The organism is Reyranella sp., from assembly GCF_004296935.1.
Taxonomy (GTDB): Bacteria; Pseudomonadota; Alphaproteobacteria; order Reyranellales; family Reyranellaceae; genus Reyranella.
Genome location: NZ_SCVH01000126.1, coordinates 26,306 through 39,770, shown reverse-complemented (window position 1 = coordinate 39,770; position 13,465 = coordinate 26,306). Strand labels below are relative to the sequence as shown.

Genomic DNA, 13,465 nt, shown 5'->3' with positions numbered 1-13,465 from the left:
CGACCGTGATGGCAAAGCGGGCGTTGGACTGGGTGTATTCGTGGGCGCAATAGACGCGCATGTCGTCGGACAGCGCACGCAGCCGGCTGAGCGACGTCCAGAACTGCTGCGGCGTGCCCTCGAACATCCGGCCGCAACCCAGCGCAAAGATCGTGTCGCCACAGAACAGCGCCTTCTGGTCGCGGAAGGCGTAGGCGATGTGGCCAGACGTGTGACCCGGGATGAAGAAGACCTCGGCCTCGGCCTCGCCGAAGCGGTAGCGGTCGCCGTCGTCGACCTCGACGTCGATGCCGGGGATGCGCGCCCGGTCGCGCCGCGGGCCGACGATGGTGCAGCCGGTCGCCTTCTTGATCTCGAGATTGCCGCCGACGTGATCACCGTGGTGGTGGGTATTGAGGATGTGCGTGATTTTCCAGCGGCGTTTTTCCGCCTCGGCGAGGATCGGCCCGGCCACGGCCGGGTCGACGACGCCGACCGCCCCGCTCTGGGGCTCGCGCATCAACCACACGTAATTGTCGCTCAGGACGGGGATTCGGACGATGTCTAGCGTTGTGCTCATGATGCGCGACGCTAGCAGAGCTGGCCTGCGCGGGCCATGGTCCCCTCCAATGGCCCTCGCGGTCCGAATTCTGCTAGGATTACCGCATGTGGAGCGACGTCCTCGACCTTGAGGAATTCTACGGCAGCACGCTGGGCCAGACCACGGCGCGGCTGCTGCGCGCACGGCTGCGCGAAGTGTGGCCGAGCGTGCGCGGCGAGAACGTTCTGGGCCTGGGTTATGCCACGCCGTTCCTGCGGCCGTTCGTCGAGGAAGCCCAGCGCACGCTCGCCTTCATGCCGGCCCAGCAAGGCGTTACACGCTGGCCGCGCGAGGGCCGCAATCTCACGACCCTGGTCGACGAGGTGGATCTGCCGCTCCCCGACCGCTCGATCGATCGCGTGCTGCTGGTCCATGCCGTCGAATGCACCGAGCAGGTGCGTCCGATGCTGCGCGAGATCTGGCGGGTAATGGCCGACGGCGGCCGCCTGATCGTGGTGGCACCGACGCGTGCCGGCTTCTGGTCGCAGGTCGAACGATCGCCGTTCTATCATGGCCACCCCTATTCCACCGGCCAGCTCGCGGCGCTGATGCGCGCCAACATGTTCGCGCCGCTGCGCCAGACGCGCGCCCTCTACATGCCGCCGACCCGCTCGCGGCTGGCCATACGCATGGCGCCGGCCATGGAGCGCTTCGGCCAGCGCTGGCTCGGCCGCTTCGCCGGCGTGAGCGTGATCGAGTCGGGCAAGCAGCTCTATGCCGGGGTCGCCGAGCGCGCGCAGAACCAGGCGGTCGCGGCCGTGCGGCCGAAGCTGCGCATCGCCAGTTCGCGCGATGGGCACGCCGCGCGCAGCACCAAGGATGGCGAAGCCCCCGCCTCCTGACATCCGGAACAAAGACATGTCCTTTTCTCCGCGCGTCATCGCGCTGCTTGGTTTTGGCGAAGCGGGCTCGGCCATCGCCCGCGGCCTCTGTATCGAAGGCGGTTGGCGCGGGTCACACGATGGAAGTGGGCCGAAGCCCGGCGACAACGCACCACGCCGCGTGATCGCCATCGACACTGCCCTCGACAAGGATGCGCGCGGGACGGCGTTGGGCAAGACCGCGCGCGGGCTCGATGTCGCGATCGAGGGCCACTACGCCGAGGCACTGCGCGAAGCCGACCTGGTGATCTGTGCCGTCCAGGGCGAGTTCGCCCACGATGCCGCCGCAGCGGCCGCGCCGCTCCTGAAGAAGGGCGCGCATTACCTCGACCTCTGCACCATCACCGGCAAGATGTCGGACGAAGATCGCGCCGAGATCGAGAAAGGCGCCGGCCGCTACATCGATATCGCCGTCATGGGCGGCTTCTTCAGCCAGGGCATCAAGGCGCCGATGCTGGTGGCGGGCGAAGACGCGGCAGAGATGGTGGCGTGGATGAACGCCAACGGGTTCGTCGCCACGCTGCTGGGGCCGAAGCCCGGCAGCGCCTCGTCGGTGAAGATGCTGCGCAGCACCCTGGTCAAAGGCATCGAGGCGCTGGGTGTCGAGGCACTGGTGACGGCCAAGCGCCAGGGCATCCTCGAAGAGGTGCTGGGCTGCCTGGGCGACGCCGACGCCCAGACCTTGCGCGGCTTCATCACCATGCTGGTGCGGACGCATGTCGTGCATGCCCATCGCCGCTGGGAAGAGATGGGGCTGGTGGCGCAGACCCTGCGCGAGACCGGCGTCGATCCGCTAATGACCGAGGCGATCGAGCGCAGCCACCGCCGCACAGTCGACGCCCATATTGCGCCGGCCGACGGCCAGGTGCCGAGCCTCGACGAGGCGCTGGAGATCCTGTCGGAGAAGGTCATCCGTGGCGTCTGATGTTTTCGACCGGCTCGTGGCGCTGCTGAGCGAGGCCAAGGCGAAGTTCCGCGTCATCGAGCACGAGGCCGAAGGCAAGTCAGAAGCGATCAGCGTCATTCGCGGCAACCGGCCCGACCAGGCGGCCAAGGCCATGGTGCTGGACGTGCGCGGCGGTGGCGGCGGCCGGCGTCACGTGCTGGCGATCCTGCCGGGCAGCCGCAAGCTCGACTTCGCAGCGGTCGCCTCGCTGTTCGAGGCCCGCAAGTGCGGTTTCGCCTCGCCGGAGACGGCGCAGGAACTGACCGGCTGCGTGATGGGATCGGTGCCGCCCTTTGCGTTCAACCCCGACCTTGCCATCGTGGTCGACGAGGACCTGCTGGCGAACGAGACGCTGTTCTTCAACGCCGGCCGGCTCGATCGCTCGATGGAGCTCGACACCCAGGACTGGATCGCCGTCGCCCGGCCGCGCGTGGCGAAGATCGCCGCCAAGGCCTGACATCGTGATCGAGTGGCGCTTTCGCGATGCGACGGAGGATGACTTCGAGCCGTTGCTGGCGATCCGCATCGACGTGATGCGCGAACATCTGGAGCGCGTGTTCCGCTACAAGCCCTCGCGCGCGCGCCGCATTTTCCGCGAGCATTTCGCCGAGCCGGGCATGCGCGCGATCATGATCGAGGGCGAGCTCGGGGGCTGCGTCGCCTTCCGCAAGGGCGCCGACGCGATCAAGCTCGATTCGTTCTATCTCCACCGCCGCCATCACAATAGCGGCCTCGGAACGATCATCCTCAAGGTGCTGCTGGCCGAGGCCGACGCGGCGGGCCTGCCGGTGCGGCTCGACGTGCTGACCGGCAGCAAGGCCGACCGCTTCTACCTGCGCCACGGCTTCGTGAAGCTCAGCGAAGACGAGATCGAGGGCCACTATGAAAGGCCCCCTCCGCCCCCTGCGGGGGCACCTCCCCCGATTACGGGGGAGGAGTAGGAGAGGTCATTCTCCTCCCCCGTCTGCGGGGGAGGTGCCCCGTCTTACGGGGCGGAGGGGGTCATCAATCCCGTCGCAGCATGAACACCGCCTGCTCGCCGAACAGATTGGCGAGCAGCGGCGGCATGTGGATCGGCCGGCTCTTGCTGTTGAGCACGATGGCGCGCTCGATGCGTACGCCCATGTCGTGGCAGAGCGCGCGGAAGTCGTCGATGCTGCAGAGATGGATGTTGGGCGTGTCGTACCACTTGTAGGGCAACGACGTGGTTTGCGGCATGCGGCCACCGAACACCATCCGCAGGCGCACCTGCCAGTGCGCGAAGTTGGGAAACGACACGATCGCCCGCTTGCCGACCCGCAGCATCTGGCGCAGCACCTCGCGTGGCTCGCGTGTGGCCTGCAGTGTCTGGCCGAGGATCACATAGTCGAAGGCATCGTCGGGATAGGCCCTCAGATCGGCATCGGCATCGCCCTGGATCACCGACAGGCCGTTGGCCACGCAGGCGTTCACGCCGGCCTGGCTGAGTTCCATGCCGCGCGCATCGACACGCTTGAAGTTCGTCAGGTAGGCCAGCAGCGCGCCGTCGCCGCAGCCGATGTCGAGCGCGCGGGTGTCGGGCGCCACCATGTCGGCGATGAGCTGGAGATCGACACGAATGGACTTCACGACACGTCCCCTCTCATGTCGTCTCCTTGAGGCCACGCACGGCGGCCGCACCCTTGAGGAAGCCGCTGAGCGTACGGAACATCTCCGGTTCGTCGAGCAGGAAGGCGTCGTGGCCCTTGTCGCTCGCGACCTCGACGAACGACACGTTGGCTGCCGCCGCATTCAGCGCATGGACGATCTCGCGACTCTCGTGGGTCGGGAACAGCCAGTCGCTGGTGAAGGACATCAGGCAGAAGCGCGTCGGCGAGCCGCGGAAGGCATTTGCCAGCACCCCGCCATGCGCCCCGGCAAGGTCGAAATAATCCATTGCCCGCGTGATGTAGAGATAGCTGTTGGCGTCGAAGCGATCGACGAAGGTCGAGCCCTGATGGCGCAGGTAGCTCTCGACCTGGAAGTCGGCATCGAAGCCGAAGCCGAGCGCATTGCGGTCCTGCAGGGCGCGGCCGAACTTCCGCTGCAGCGCCTGCTCCGACAGATAGGTGATGTGGGCGGTCATGCGCGCGACCGCGAGACCGCGTGCCGGCACCGTCTGGTGCAGGCGGTAGTCGCCGCCCTTCCATTCGGGATCGGCCATGATCGCCTGGCGGCCGACCTCGTGGAACGCGATGTTCTGGGCCGAGTGGTGCGCCGCACAGGCGATCGGCACGGCCGAGAAGACACGCTTGGGATAGGTCGCCGCCCATTCCAGCACCTGCATCCCGCCCATCGACCCGCCGATGACGCAGAACAGGTCGGGGATGCCGAGATGATCGAGCAGCGCCGCCTGGGCGCGCACCATGTCGCCGATGGTGACCACCGGGAAACGCAGGTTCCAAGGCTGGCCGGTCGCAGCCTCGCGCGCCAGCGGGCCGGTCGAGCCCATGCAGTGGCCCAGCACATTGACGCAAATAATGAAGTACCGCGCCGGATCCAGGACCTTGCCCGGCCCGACCAGGCTTTCCCACCAGCCTTCCTTGCCCGTCACCGGATGCCGCTCGGCGACGAACTGGTCGCAGGAGAGCGGGTGGCAGATCAGGATCGCATTGGTCTTGTCGGCGTTCAGCGTGCCGTAGGTCTGATAGGCCACCCGATAGGGTCCGAGATCGACGCCGCAATCGAGACGCAACGGCCGCCCGTCACCCAGGACCGCGTAGCGGCATTGGGCGAGCGCCATGCGCTCGGCGTCGGTCAGGTCCTGGAGCAACGTCCTCTCCAACGAAAAAAGCCCCCGACCGGAAGGGCGGGGGCTTTTTTCAAGCACTCCGACCTTTTAGCGGGGATTAACGTGGCCGCAAGCCGGTCGGCTCAAATTCCACGGATGACTTCTATACGAACCTCGCCGCGCAGGTGCAAGTGCCTTGAGGCTTGTTTGGCTTTACGCGATGTGGCTCAACGTAGTATCGCCGCTGCGCACAGGAATTACCGGTCTAATGAACGCACCCAGTCTCAACAGCCTGCGGCAAGAAATCGATGCCATCGACGGCGAACTGCACGGCCTGATCGGCCGGCGCGCCGACGTGGTCGGACGAATCGCGACCGTAAAACCGGCCGGCGGGCTGGCGCTGCGCCCGGGCCGCGAAGCCCAAGTCATGCGCCATCGGCTGGCCGCCCACAAAGGCCCCTTTCCGGTAACCGCCGTCTTCCGCATGTGGCGCGAGATGATGTGCGCGCTCACCCTGATGCAGACGCCGGGACTGAAGATCGCCATCTGCCGGCCGGCCGAGCAGCCCGGCTACTGGGACCTCGCGCGCGATCATTTCGGCTGCCAGATCCCCTTCGTCGCCCACGACACGCCGGCCCAGGTGCTGGCGGCGGTCCGCGGCGGCCCGACGACGCTTGGCATCGTGCCGGCGCCGATCGAATCCGATGTCGCCCCGTGGTGGCCGCTGCTCGCCGGCGGCGATGCGACCCTGCCCAACATCGTGGCCCGCCTGCCCTTCCTCGCCATGCCCAACGCCCGGGCCCGCGGCATCTCGGCCCTGGTTCTCGCCCGCATGGAGCCCGAGGAAAGCGGCGACGACCGCGCCCTCATCGCCCTGGAAACGCCGGCCGGCCTCAGCCGCGACCGCATCGCCGGCGGCCTCGCCAAGGTCGGGTTGCCGACCTTCACATCGGTGCTGGACCAGGTTGTCGACGGCGTGCATCACTATCTCATCGAACTGCCGGGCGTGATCGTCGATGGCGACCCGCGACTGCGCGAGCTCGGAGCGGCCTTGGGTTTGAAGAGCGGTCGTGTCGCCGCGATCGGCGCCTATGCCGTTCCATCCGACCTTCGGCTCTAAGGGGCATGCGGCCCTGATCACTCGTTACGGGAGACTGCCATGACCGCGCTCACCCCGCGTCCAGGCATCATGAAGATCGCGCCCTATGTGCCGGGCAAGGACTCGGTCGAGGGCAAGGAGACCATCGCCAAGCTCTCGTCCAACGAGGGCGCGCTGGGGCCGAGCCCCAAGGCGATGGCGGCCTACGCCAAGGCGGCAGCCGAGCTGCACCGCTACCCCGACGGCAATGCCGAGAAGCTGCGCAGCGCGATCGGCCGCCACTACGGCCTCGATCCGGCGCGCATCGTCTGCGGCGCCGGCTCCGACGAACTGCTCAACCTCCTGATCCGCGCCTACTGCGGGCCGGGCGACGAATTGCTCTACAGCCAGTTCGGCTTCCTGATGTATCCGATCAATGCGCTCGGCGTCGGCGCCACGCCGGTGGCGGCGCCGGAAAAGGATTACCGCGCCGACGTCGACGCGCTGCTGTCCAAGGTCACGAACAAGACCAGGGTCGTGTGCCTCGCCAATCCCAACAATCCGACCGGCAGCTACGTCACCAAGGACGACGTCCGCCGGCTGCACGCCGGCCTGCCGAAGAACGTCCTGCTGGTGATCGACGCGGCCTATGCCGAATACGTGAGCCGCAACGACTATGAATCGGGCGTCGAGCTGGTCGACCAGGCCGAGAATGTCGTGATGACCCGGACCTTCTCCAAGATCTACGGGCTGGGCGGCCTCCGGCTGGGCTGGATGTATGGCCCGGCCGGCATCGTCGACGTGATGAGCCGGCTGCGCCAGCCGTTCAACGTCAACCTGCCGGCGCAGATCGCCGGGATCGCCGCGATGCAGGACATCGCCCACACCGACGCCAGCCGCACCAACAACGACATCTGGCTGCCCTGGCTCAGCGCCGAACTCGCCAAGCTTGGCCTGGCGCCGTTGCCCAGCGTCGGCAACTTCCTCACCGTGGGCTTCGGCTCGAAGGAGCGCGCGGCCGCCGCCAACGCCTGGATGATGAACGACGGCCTGATCCCGCGCATGATCGCGGGCTATGGCCTGCCCGAGCATCTGCGCATCACCATCGGCACCGAGACCGAGGTGAAGGCGGTGCGCGAATCGCTCGCCAGGTTCGTGGCCGCCAAATGACCGGACCCGCTCCTGCCAAGTCCCCGACCGCCAAGCCGATGTTCGACAAGATCGCGCTGATCGGCATCGGCCTGATCGGTGGCTCGATCGCCCTGGAGGCGCGCAAGCGCGGGCTCGCCAGATCGATCGTGGCGGCAACGCGCAGCGCCGAGACGGCGGCGCTGGCCAACAGGCTGAAGCTCGCCGACCATTGCGGCACCGACCTCGCGGCGGCGGTGAAGGATGCCGACCTGGTGATCGTCTGCACGCCGGTGGGCGCCTGCGGCCCCGCCACCCAGGCGATCGCCTCGTCGCTCAAGCCGGGCTGCATCGTGTCCGATGTCGGCTCGGTGAAGCAGACCGTGATCGCCGACATGGCGCCGCACATTCCCGAGGGCGTGCATTTCGTGCCGGCCCATCCGGTGGCCGGCACCGAGAATTCCGGCCCCGAAGCCGCCTTGCTGGATTTGTTCGAAGGCCGCTGGACCATCCTGACGCCGCTGCCCGGCAGCGATGCCCAGGCCGTGGCCAGGCTCGAGGCGTTCTGGAAGGCGCTGGGCAGCCTGGTTGAAAAGATCGACCCCGCCGATCACGACCGCATCCTCGCCATCACGTCGCACCTGCCGCATCTCATCGCCTACACCATCGTCGGCACCGCCGACGATCTGGCCGGCCATCTCAACAGCGAGGTGTTGCGTTTCGCCGCCGGCGGCTTCCGCGACTTCACGCGCATCGCCGCTTCCGACCCGACGATGTGGCGCGACGTGTTCATGAACAATCGCGAGGCCGTGCTCGAAGTCCTCCAGCGCTTCCAGGAGGACCTCTTCTACCTGCAGCGCGCCATCCGCTGGGGCGAGGGCGACAAGCTGTTCGAGCTGTTCACGCGCACGCGCGAGATCCGCCGCGCGCTGATCCACCTCAACCAGGCGTGAGCACGCAGAAGCCCTTCTGGGTCTTTGCCTATGGCTCGCTGATGTGGAACCCGGGCTTCGCGGCGCCCGAGACGCAGGCCGCCCGCCTGCACGGCTGGCACCGCGCCTTCTGCATCTACTCCGAGCACTATCGCGGCACGCCCAGGAAGCCCGGCCTGATCCTGGGCCTGCTGCCGGGCGGCGCCTGCCGCGGCCTCGCCCATCGCCTGCCGCGCGCCGGCTACGACGCCGTGCGCCGCTATCTGCGGACGCGCGAGATCGACAACGACGGCGTCTACACCGAAGAGGTCCGGCCGATCCATCTGCACGACGGACGCTTGGTCGAGGCGCTGGTCTATCTCGCCGATCGCCAGCACCGGCAATTCGCCGGCAAGCTGCCGACCGCGAAGGCGGTGGCCCTGGTGCGGGGCGGCCGCGGCGCGACCGGCACCAATGTTGCCTATCTGCGCAACACGGTTGCCCATCTGCGCGAACTCGGGCTGCGCGACCCCGCCCTCGAGGAACTGGCGCGGCGGACCGGAGCCAGCGGCGTCCGCTAGGGGCGGGCGCTAGCGGCGGGCCGCAGCGCCAACAAAGGCTGCGGCCATGACGAAGCGCAGCTCGTCGCGCGCCCGTTCGACCGTGAGGCCGAGCCGCTGGCGCAGGACGACCCAGCTCTCGGGCGCGAGTGCCAGGGCAAGCGCATTCAGCGCCCGCCCGCGCTGCTCGACGGGAAGTCCCGCCAGCTCCCGGTCGAACCAGCGCGCAAGGTTGGCCTGGTTGGTCGCGTAGACCTGCGCGATCATGTCGGCGGCGGCCGGCGACCGACGCTGCAGGGTCTCGACGAATGTCCACATCGGCAGCAACCGCTCATAGCGGTCGGCAGCCCGATCGACGACGAGCTGGACGCGGCCCTCCAGCGACGACGCCGCACCCGGCTCCGCCATGTCGCCGAAACCGGTGGCGAACACGCGGTCGAGAACGGCGACATAGAGCTCGGCCGTATCGGCAAAATGCTGAAACACGGTGCGCGCCGAAACACCCGCCATCCTGGCGATATCACGCACGATCGGCGCGACGTCTCCCGTCTCGGCCAGCGCCAAGGCCGACGCGATGATGGCCTCACGGGTCCGCGCCACGCGGCTGCCGTTCACCACCGGATGCGACAGCACTTGCCGATTCAGAACTTCGACTTCCATTCGAGCCCCCTGCCTTGTCGCCGTCGCCACGGATGCGCCGCCGTTCGCCTTGGGCAGGGACCGGCAGCACGCTTTGATGTATCAACGGTGTTGCAGGCAGCGGATACCAAGGAGCTTGCGAAGACAACCCGCTGATTCGCAATTAAATAACCACCCATGTAAGCCATTCGTAAGGTCCCGGTGTACCGATGACAGACAGGAAATTCACCGCCGCTTCCCTCGCCGCCCAGGCCATGGGCTGGATCGACCCGGTCACCAAGGCCGTGGTGCCGCCCATCCACATGGCGAGCACCTATCTGCGCGACGAGGACAACGGCTACAGCTCGGGCAGGATCTATGCCCGCGCCGACAATCCGACCTTCGACCAGGCCGAGGCGACCCTGGCGGCGCTCGAAGGCGGGCCCAAGGCGCTGGTCTTCTCCTCGGGCATGAGTGCGGCGACCGCGTGCTTCCTCGCACTCGCCCCCGGCGACCATGTCGTCGTTCCCAAGGTCATGTACTGGTCGCTGCGCAACTGGCTGGCGACCTTCGCCACCCACTGGGGCCTGAAAGTCGAGTTCGTCGACGCCGACCGGACCGACGCCATCGCCGCCGCCGTCCGGCCGGGCGTCACCAAGCTGGTGTGGATCGAGACGCCGGCCAACCCGACCTGGAGCGTGACCGACATCGCGGCCGCCGCCGACATCGCCCATCGCGCCGGGGCCCTGCTCGGCGTCGACTCCACGGTGGCAACACCGGTGCTGACGCGGCCGATCGAGTTCGGCGCCGACATCGTCATGCATTCGGCGACCAAGTACCTGAACGGACACTCCGACATCATTGCCGGCGCGCTGGTCGGCGCCCGCGACGACGCCCATTGGGCGAAGCTGCGCACGATCCGCGCCCAGCTCGGCACGATCCTGGGCCAGACCGAGGCGTGGCTGCTGATGCGCGGCATGCGCACGCTGTTCCCGCGCGTCGACTGGGCCTGCCGCTCGGCACAGTCGCTCGCCGAGCGGCTGGCGGCCCATCCGATGGTGAGCGAAGTGCTCTATCCCGGCCTGCCGTCGTTTGCGGGGCACGCAGTCTCGCGCAAGCAGATGACAGGCGGCTTCGGCGGCATGCTGTCGGTGCGCATCAAGGGCGGCGAACGGGCCGCCATCGCTACCGCGGCGCGCGTGGCGCTGTGGAAACGTGCGACGTCGCTCGGCGGCGTCGAAAGCCTGATCGAGCATCGCGCCAGCATCGAAGGCCCGGGCACGCCCTGCCCGCCCGATCTCCTGCGCCTGTCGGTGGGCGTCGAGGACAGCGGCGATCTGTTCGACGATCTCGACCAGGCGCTCAGGCGCGCCGACAACGCCTGATTACGCAGGCAGGCCGAACACCGCGGGCAGGCCGGCGCCGATGCGCTCGTTCATCATCTCGATCGAGCCGTCGGTGTAGGCCGCGATCTTGGCGCCGGCGAGGTGGCGCGCCAGCGGATACTCGGCGCGCAAGCCGTTGGCGCCCATCGCCTGGATGCAGTCGGCGATGCGATTGACCGCCATGTCGGTGGCGAACTTCTTGGCATAGGCCGCCGGCAGCACGGCATCGGCGCCCTCGTCGATCAGGCGGGCGGCGCGGTAGGTAAGGAGCCGCGCGGCCTCGAGATCGGTCGCAGCATCGACCAGCTTCCAGCGCACGCCCTGATGATCGAGCACCGGCCGGCCGAAGGTCTGGCGCTGCTGGGTGTAGCGCACCGCCGTTTCGAGCGAGGCCTGCAGCATGCCGCAGCACATGGCCGCGACATAGGCGCGGGCGCCGTTGATGCCGGCGAGGGCTGCCTTGAAGGCCTTGCCCGGCTCGTGCAGCACCGCCTCGTCGGGCGCAAAATAGTCGACCAGGCGGAAGCCGCCGACGCCGATGGCGTGGCCGCCATGCAACTCGAACGGCTTGTCGCGCTCAAAGCCTGGTCTGTCCGCTTCGATGGCAAAGCAGGCGATGCCGCGATAGCCTTGGCTCTTGTCGGTCTGGGCGTAGGCCACCGACAGGCCCGCCACGGCGGCATTGGTGATCCAGGCCTTGGCGCCGTTCAGCTTCCAGCCGCCCTCGACACGCACCGCCGACATTTCGAGGCCGCCGAAATCGCTGCCGACGCCGGGCTCGCTCAAGCCGGCGCAACCGATCAGGTCGCCCGCGATCATCCGCGGCAAGAGACGCGCGACCTGGCCCGGCTGGCCGTCGCGGGCAAAGCGGGTGCAGGCGTTGTGATGGTTGATCAGCGCGAAGGCGAAGGCGAAATCATGCCGCGCGATTTCCTCGAAAGCCCGCAGCTTGCAGGAGAAGGAGAGTCCCTGCCCGCCATGCTGCTTCGCGAGCTCGATCGTGTTCAGCCCTGCGGCACAGGCCGCCTCGATCGTCTCCAGCGGATAGCGCCGCTCCCATTCCCAGCGTGCGGCATTGGGAGCAACGTGGGCCTCGGCGAAGGCCTTGGCGCGCGCCACGACAGCGCGTTCCTCGGCGGTCAGGACTTCATCCAGCATCGGTTTCAGATACACGATTGGACCTGCGGCGCAACCGCGAGCTAGAATGCCGGCGACGCGGGTGTAGCTCAGGGGTAGAGCGTCGGCTTCCCAAGCCGTAGGTCGCGGGTTCAAATCCCGTCGCCCGCTCCAAAATTTGTTCTAGGCAGGAACCTCTACATGGATGCGGTGATTTCGGCGCCGGTCGCGACCAACGGCGACTTTGCGGCCGACGTGGCCGCCTTCTCCGCCTATTGGCGCCATGCCAGGGCACAACTGGACAAGCAGCCGAACGAAACGCTCAAGCTGGCCGCCCGCGAAGCCCGGTTCCTGTTCCTGCGCACGCATGCCCGCACGCTCTACGACCGGCTGACCGACGGACGGCGGAAGTTCGTGCGCATCGAGCGCCTGGTCTATGATGCTGCCGAGATCGTGCCCGGCCTGGTGCCGACGCGGGCCGAGGTCGCCGCCGAATCGGAGCTGCGTCAGTCGGAGAAGGAAGGCGTGGAAGTCGACCAGGGCATCCTTTTCAACCAGTTCCTCGCCGATTCCGCCTGCGGGCTGCATCTCTGCCACACCATGCTGCTACCGCGCGAAGAATCCGCCGATGCGCTCGCCAAGTTCCTGCGCGATGGCCGGCTCGATCTCGGCACGGCCAAGGTCGAACGCCAGGGCAAGGCGGCTGTGCTGCTGCTGTCCAACCCGCGTTTCCTCAACTCGGAGGACCTTTCGACCCAGTCGTCGACCGAGATCGGCGCCGATGTTTGCACCCTCGATCCGCACAGCCAGGTCGCGGTGCTGCGCGGCGACTACGTGCCCGAGGGCAAGTACGCCGGCCGTCGTGTCTTCAATGCCGGCATCAATCTCACGCATCTCTACTACGGCAAGATCCCCTTCCTGTGGTTCCTGATCCGCGACATGGGATTCGTGAACAAGATGACCCGCGGCCTGGCGCGGCCCGACGTGGCGCCCGACGAGGTCTCGGGCGATTCGATCGAAAAGCTCTGGATCTCGGCGGTCGATACCTTCGCCATCGGCGGCGGCTGCCAGATTCTGCTCGCCACCGACTTCAACATCGCCGCCCGCGATGCCTACATGACCCTGCCGGCGCGCAAGGAAGGCATCATCCCGGCGATGGCGAACCTCAGGCTGGCGCGCTTCATCGGCGACCGCATGGCCCGTCAGGCGATCATGTACGAGCGCCGCTTCGAGTGCGATTCAGCGGAGGGCCGGCTGATCTGCGACGAGGTTGTGGAGCCCGATGCCGTCGACCGCACCATCGACCACGCCGTCGAGCGACTGACCGGCTCGGGCGTCGTGGGCGCGATCGGCAATCGCCGGGCGCTGCGCCTCGCCGTTGAGCCAATCGACAAGTTCCGTCGCTATGCCGCGCTCTATGCCCGCGAACAGGCTTACTGCCATTTCAGCCCAGCCTTGATCGCCAATCTCGAGCACTATTGGAACGCCGCCAATAGACGGGCCTGAGACCACG

At 67.7% G+C, this 13,465-nt stretch carries 15 protein-coding genes, 1 tRNA gene and 1 riboswitch; of the genes, 11 read left to right on the top strand and 5 right to left on the bottom strand.

What is annotated here, in order from left to right; translation table 11 throughout:
* On the bottom strand, window positions 1-559 hold a 559-nt coding region (gene gloB, locus EPO55_RS18035), incomplete at its 3' end, for a hydroxyacylglutathione hydrolase (RefSeq protein WP_296338457.1).
* Window positions 560-645: 86 nt separating this feature from the next.
* Here gloB and EPO55_RS18030 point away from each other — a divergent pair.
* Genes EPO55_RS18030 through EPO55_RS18015 form a run of 4 tightly spaced genes read left to right on the top strand, consistent with a single transcriptional unit; the run spans window position 646 to window position 3,348 of the window.
* Window positions 646-1,422 carry a methyltransferase domain-containing protein gene (locus EPO55_RS18030; RefSeq protein ID WP_296338456.1) on the top strand — a complete coding sequence of 259 codons (777 nt, stop codon included), beginning with the start codon at window positions 646-648 and terminating at the stop codon, window positions 1,420-1,422.
* Window positions 1,423-1,438: 16 nt separating this feature from the next.
* Window positions 1,439-2,386 (top strand): DUF1932 domain-containing protein, encoded by a 948-nt coding sequence (locus tag EPO55_RS18025; RefSeq protein ID WP_296338455.1) that lies wholly within the window; start codon window positions 1,439-1,441, stop codon window positions 2,384-2,386.
* Window positions 2,376-2,864: a YbaK/EbsC family protein gene (locus tag EPO55_RS18020; protein ID WP_296338454.1), complete on the top strand. Its 489-nt coding sequence runs from the start codon at window positions 2,376-2,378 to the stop codon at window positions 2,862-2,864. The genes EPO55_RS18025 and EPO55_RS18020 overlap by 11 nt, the downstream gene beginning before the upstream one ends.
* 4 nt (window positions 2,865-2,868) lie before the next feature.
* A complete protein-coding gene (locus tag EPO55_RS18015) occupies window positions 2,869-3,348 on the top strand; it encodes a GNAT family N-acetyltransferase (protein WP_296338451.1) in 480 nt (159 codons plus the stop codon).
* Window positions 3,349-3,412: 64 nt separating this feature from the next.
* Here EPO55_RS18015 and metW read toward each other — a convergent pair whose 3' ends face one another.
* Window positions 3,413-4,015, bottom strand: a complete 603-nt coding sequence (gene metW, locus EPO55_RS18010; protein ID WP_296338450.1) for a methionine biosynthesis protein MetW — start codon at window positions 4,013-4,015, stop codon at window positions 3,413-3,415.
* Window positions 4,016-4,028: 13 nt separating this feature from the next.
* Window positions 4,029-5,168 (bottom strand): homoserine O-acetyltransferase, encoded by a 1,140-nt coding sequence (locus tag EPO55_RS18005; RefSeq protein WP_296338458.1) that lies wholly within the window; start codon window positions 5,166-5,168, stop codon window positions 4,029-4,031.
* A gap of 76 nt (window positions 5,169-5,244) precedes the next feature.
* Window positions 5,245-5,320: riboswitch (SAM riboswitch) on the bottom strand.
* A gap of 104 nt (window positions 5,321-5,424) precedes the next feature.
* On the opposite strand from EPO55_RS18005, the gene EPO55_RS18000 reads away from it, so the two are divergent.
* The 4 genes from EPO55_RS18000 to EPO55_RS17985 are packed head-to-tail and all read left to right on the top strand — an operon-like array spanning window position 5,425 to window position 8,854.
* Complete coding sequence (locus tag EPO55_RS18000) at window positions 5,425-6,276, top strand: chorismate mutase (RefSeq protein WP_296338449.1); 852 nt, start codon at window positions 5,425-5,427, stop codon at window positions 6,274-6,276.
* Window positions 6,277-6,315: 39 nt separating this feature from the next.
* Complete coding sequence (hisC, locus tag EPO55_RS17995) at window positions 6,316-7,404, top strand: histidinol-phosphate transaminase (RefSeq protein WP_296338448.1); 1,089 nt, start codon at window positions 6,316-6,318, stop codon at window positions 7,402-7,404.
* Window positions 7,401-8,315, top strand: a complete 915-nt coding sequence (locus tag EPO55_RS17990) for a prephenate/arogenate dehydrogenase family protein (protein ID WP_296338447.1) — start codon at window positions 7,401-7,403, stop codon at window positions 8,313-8,315. The genes hisC and EPO55_RS17990 overlap by 4 nt, the downstream gene beginning before the upstream one ends.
* Window positions 8,312-8,854 (top strand): gamma-glutamylcyclotransferase, encoded by a 543-nt coding sequence (locus EPO55_RS17985; protein WP_296338446.1) that lies wholly within the window; start codon window positions 8,312-8,314, stop codon window positions 8,852-8,854. The genes EPO55_RS17990 and EPO55_RS17985 overlap by 4 nt, the downstream gene beginning before the upstream one ends.
* Window positions 8,855-8,863: 9 nt before the next feature.
* Here EPO55_RS17985 and EPO55_RS17980 read toward each other — a convergent pair whose 3' ends face one another.
* Window positions 8,864-9,493, bottom strand: a complete 630-nt coding sequence (locus EPO55_RS17980; protein ID WP_296338444.1) for a TetR/AcrR family transcriptional regulator — start codon at window positions 9,491-9,493, stop codon at window positions 8,864-8,866.
* A 188-nt stretch (window positions 9,494-9,681) separates the two neighbouring features.
* On the opposite strand from EPO55_RS17980, the gene EPO55_RS17975 reads away from it, so the two are divergent.
* Window positions 9,682-10,836: an aminotransferase class I/II-fold pyridoxal phosphate-dependent enzyme gene (locus EPO55_RS17975; RefSeq protein ID WP_296338443.1), complete on the top strand. Its 1,155-nt coding sequence runs from the start codon at window positions 9,682-9,684 to the stop codon at window positions 10,834-10,836.
* Here the strand turns inward: EPO55_RS17975 and EPO55_RS17970 are convergent, their stop codons facing one another.
* Complete coding sequence (locus tag EPO55_RS17970) at window positions 10,837-12,009, bottom strand: acyl-CoA dehydrogenase family protein (protein ID WP_296338442.1); 1,173 nt, start codon at window positions 12,007-12,009, stop codon at window positions 10,837-10,839. It abuts the gene before it with no gap.
* A 42-nt stretch (window positions 12,010-12,051) separates the two neighbouring features.
* On the opposite strand from EPO55_RS17970, the gene EPO55_RS17965 reads away from it, so the two are divergent.
* Together EPO55_RS17965 and EPO55_RS17960 are read left to right on the top strand one after the other, a co-directional pair.
* Window positions 12,052-12,126 (top strand) — tRNA-Gly (locus tag EPO55_RS17965).
* Window positions 12,127-12,153: 27 nt separating this feature from the next.
* Window positions 12,154-13,458, top strand: coding sequence for an enoyl-CoA hydratase/isomerase family protein (locus EPO55_RS17960; RefSeq protein ID WP_296338441.1), 1,305 nt, complete (start codon window positions 12,154-12,156; stop codon window positions 13,456-13,458).
* Window positions 13,459-13,465 lie beyond the last annotated feature (7 nt).

Excerpts from the sequence above, each read along its gene's own strand:
- EPO55_RS18030 (WP_296338456.1), top strand. The coding sequence starts at position 646 with ATGTGGAGCGACGTCCTCGACCTTGAGGAATTCTACGGCAGCACGCTG.
- EPO55_RS18025 (WP_296338455.1), top strand. The coding sequence starts at position 1,439 with ATGTCCTTTTCTCCGCGCGTCATCGCGCTGCTTGGTTTTGGCGAAGCG.
- EPO55_RS18005 (WP_296338458.1), bottom strand. The coding sequence starts at position 5,168 with ATGGCGCTCGCCCAATGCCGCTACGCGGTCCTGGGTGACGGGCGGCCG.
- EPO55_RS18000 (WP_296338449.1), top strand. The coding sequence starts at position 5,425 with ATGAACGCACCCAGTCTCAACAGCCTGCGGCAAGAAATCGATGCCATC.
- hisC (WP_296338448.1), top strand. The coding sequence starts at position 6,316 with ATGACCGCGCTCACCCCGCGTCCAGGCATCATGAAGATCGCGCCCTAT.
- EPO55_RS17990 (WP_296338447.1), top strand. The coding sequence starts at position 7,401 with ATGACCGGACCCGCTCCTGCCAAGTCCCCGACCGCCAAGCCGATGTTC.
- EPO55_RS17980 (WP_296338444.1), bottom strand. The coding sequence starts at position 9,493 with ATGGAAGTCGAAGTTCTGAATCGGCAAGTGCTGTCGCATCCGGTGGTG.
- EPO55_RS17975 (WP_296338443.1), top strand. The coding sequence starts at position 9,682 with ATGACAGACAGGAAATTCACCGCCGCTTCCCTCGCCGCCCAGGCCATG.
- EPO55_RS17960 (WP_296338441.1), top strand. The coding sequence starts at position 12,154 with ATGGATGCGGTGATTTCGGCGCCGGTCGCGACCAACGGCGACTTTGCG.